The organism is Mycobacterium sp. (assembly GCF_050701675.1).
GTDB lineage: Bacteria > Actinomycetota > Actinomycetes > Mycobacteriales > Mycobacteriaceae > Mycobacterium.
The window spans coordinates 1-2594 of record NZ_JBOGDD010000959.1 but is presented as its reverse complement, the minus strand read 5'-3'; the positions used below and the strand labels follow the sequence as shown (position 1 = coordinate 2594).

Here is a 2594-nt window from a genome sequence, read left to right as displayed (position 1 = left end):
GGTGGCGGGGGCGGGTACGTCGGTTGCGACCGCGGTGGTGGGGGAGGCTGCGTGCGCGGGTAGCCCGTCGACGGCGTCTGGTTGGGCCAGGAAGCGCTCTGCCGCTGCGTAATCGGTACCGAGGTGGTCTGTGGGGGTGTGCCTGCCGATCCCTGGTGCCGACCCACCTCGAAGGTGAGGTGCGGACCGTCCGGGTTGCCGACGTTGACGCCCATGCCGTCGGCGATGTCGACGAGGGGGACGCGCTGGCCGTTGACGTACAGCCCGTTGAGGCTGCCGTTGTCGATCGCCTTCCAGCGGCCCTGATCGAAGCGCAGCAGGAGGTGCGCTCGCGAGATCAGAGGGTGGGCCACGCGTACGTCGGCTCGCAGGTCACGTCCGACGACGACGTCGTTGCCGGGCGAGAAGGTTCGTGGGGACCCGTCGTACCGAACGGTCAGCGCGGGTGGGGCAGGTCGCGTCATCGTGGCCAACTCTATCGGTATCGACGTCGTCCGCGGGTTCGGTCCCCGCCGGTGTGGCGAACGGGAACCAGCAATTCCGCTCATCGCGCGTGGCGGGACCACCCAACGTTTCTCGTCGGTGCGACGATGGGGAGGGTGAGGCAGGACTGGCGGAGGGACGGGGTCGTGAACGGTGTGTGGTCGCCCCTTCGGGGACGGATCGGAGCCGCGGCGTTGGGGACGTTCGTCGTCGTGGGGGTCGTCTCGGGGATGACGGGTGCCCTGCCGACGGCGGCCGCGGCGCCCTCTACGGATGACAGCGGTTTCATCGACTCCACCGCGCGCTGCGCCCCGCCGAGCAAGGCGGTCGCGTTCGGCTATACGGCGCAATCCCGGGTGGCGATCTGCAAGGACGATGCCTCCGGCCAATATCAGTACCGGGGAGTGCGGGTGAGCGACGGCGCGAGGCTCATCCTCGTGGCCAAGTCGACCGATCGCGGTTACGTCGCCGAGAACGACGGGATCACCTACACGGTGACGTCGAGCGCGCTGGTCATCACCTCCGGCGGCCAGCAGGTCCGCGACGAGCCGATGATCGACTTCCACGGGACGGCAGGCAGTGCGACGCCGACGACGTCCGCGAAGCCGGGCGCGACACCGACGACATCGCCGACATCGGTGCAGTCGAGCGCGGCGCCGGAGACGGTGACCCCGACGACACCCCTTCCGCCACCGCTACCCGCCGAAATCGGCGGGTAGCCGGGTATTCAGCCCGGCGAGCCGGTCACCACGCAATGGGTGTGGCTGTAGATGGTGGCCATGCACTTGTTGCAATGCGTGCAGGCCGAGCGCACGGAGTGCTCGGCGCCGTCGCCCTTGATGCGGTTGATCAAATCGGGCTCGGCGAGTAGCGCCCGGCCCATGGCCACGAAGTCGAATCCCTCTGCCATCGCGAGATCCATCGTCTCGCGATTGGTGATGCCGCCCAGAAGGATCAACGGCATCTCGAGCTCGGCGCGAAACTGCTTGGCCTGGTCCAACAGATAGGCCTCGCGGTAGGGGTACTCGCGCAGGAACTTCTTGCCGGTCATCCGGATGCCCCAGCTCAGCGGGGGCTTGAAGGCGCCCGCGAACTCCTTGATCGGTGCGTCACCGCGGAACAGGTACAACGGGTTGAGCAGCGAACTGCCCGCGGTGAGCTCGAGCGCGTCGAGTCCGCCGTCGGACTCCAGCCACTTTGCGGTCTGCAGCGACTCGTCGAGTGAGATGCCGCCCCGTACGCCATCTGACATGTTGAGCTTCGCCGTCACGGCGATCCGGTCGCCGACGGCTTCTCGGACGGCTCTCACCAGACCGCGCGCCACCTTGGCGCGATTGGCGAGCGAGCCACCGAATTCGTCGGTGCGACGGTTGATCAGCGGGCTGAGGAAGGAGCTCGCCAGATAGTTGTGGCCCAAATGAATCTCGACGGCGTCGAAGCCCGACTCGATCGCCAGCCGCGCGGCGTTGGCGTGCGCTGCCGTGATGTCGTCGATGTCGTCGGCGGACGCCTTCTTGGCGAACCTCATCGACAGCGGGTTGAAGAACCGCACGGGCGCGTACGCCTTGGCCTTGTTCGTGCGGGAATTGGCGACCGGGCCCGCATGGCCGATCTGAGCGCTGATCGCGGCGCCTTCGGCGTGGATGGCATCGGTCAGGCGGCGCAGTCCGGGGACTGCCTCGGGCCGCATCCAGAGCTGCCATCCGTCCGTGCGTCCGCCGGGAGACACCGCACAGTAGGCCACCGTCGTCATGCCGATCCCGCCTGCGGCAGGCAGCCGGTGGTATCTGATCAAGTCGTCGGTAACCAGGGCATCAGGGGTGGACGCCTCGAACGTCGCCGCCTTGATGATGCGGTTGCGCAGCGTCACCGGGCCGAGCTTGGCCTCGCCAAACACGTCGGTGAACACTTTTGGGCTGGTGTTCATCCCCGCACCACAGCATGCCGTCGGCCACGGTGTCAATGACGGCTGTAAGAATGAATGGCGTGGGAGCGATCACGCTGGACGGCAAGGCCACGCGCGACGAGATCTTCGTCGACCTCAAGGAGCGCGTCGCGAAGTTGACGGCTGCAGGGCGGACACCCGGCCTTGGCACGGTCCTGGTCGGCGA

3 protein-coding genes and 1 pseudogene are annotated in these 2594 nt (G+C 67.6%); 2 read left to right on the top strand and 2 right to left on the bottom strand.

Going from position 1 to position 2594, the window contains the following annotated elements:
* Positions 1-464 (bottom strand): FHA domain-containing protein (locus ACRDUX_RS29115; protein ID WP_526419019.1); only part of this gene is annotated, 464 nt, incomplete at its 3' end.
* A gap of 165 nt (positions 465-629) precedes the next feature.
* Here ACRDUX_RS29115 and ACRDUX_RS29110 point away from each other — a divergent pair.
* Positions 630-1202: a hypothetical protein gene (locus ACRDUX_RS29110; protein WP_526419017.1), complete on the top strand. Its 573-nt coding sequence runs from the start codon at positions 630-632 to the stop codon at positions 1200-1202.
* Positions 1203-1210: 8 nt separating this feature from the next.
* Here the strand turns inward: ACRDUX_RS29110 and ACRDUX_RS29105 are convergent, their stop codons facing one another.
* Positions 1211-2410, bottom strand: a complete 1200-nt coding sequence (locus ACRDUX_RS29105; RefSeq protein WP_526419015.1) for an NADH:flavin oxidoreductase — start codon at positions 2408-2410, stop codon at positions 1211-1213.
* Between the two features lie 59 nt (positions 2411-2469).
* On the opposite strand from ACRDUX_RS29105, the pseudogene ACRDUX_RS29100 reads away from it, so the two are divergent.
* A pseudogene (locus ACRDUX_RS29100) lies at positions 2470-2594 on the top strand (bifunctional methylenetetrahydrofolate dehydrogenase/methenyltetrahydrofolate cyclohydrolase); the annotation flags it as partial.

Bases quoted from the DNA above. Each gene is read 5' to 3' on its own strand.
- ACRDUX_RS29105 (WP_526419015.1), bottom strand. From the start codon at position 2,410: ATGAACACCAGCCCAAAAGTGTTCACCGACGTGTTTGGCGAGGCCAAG.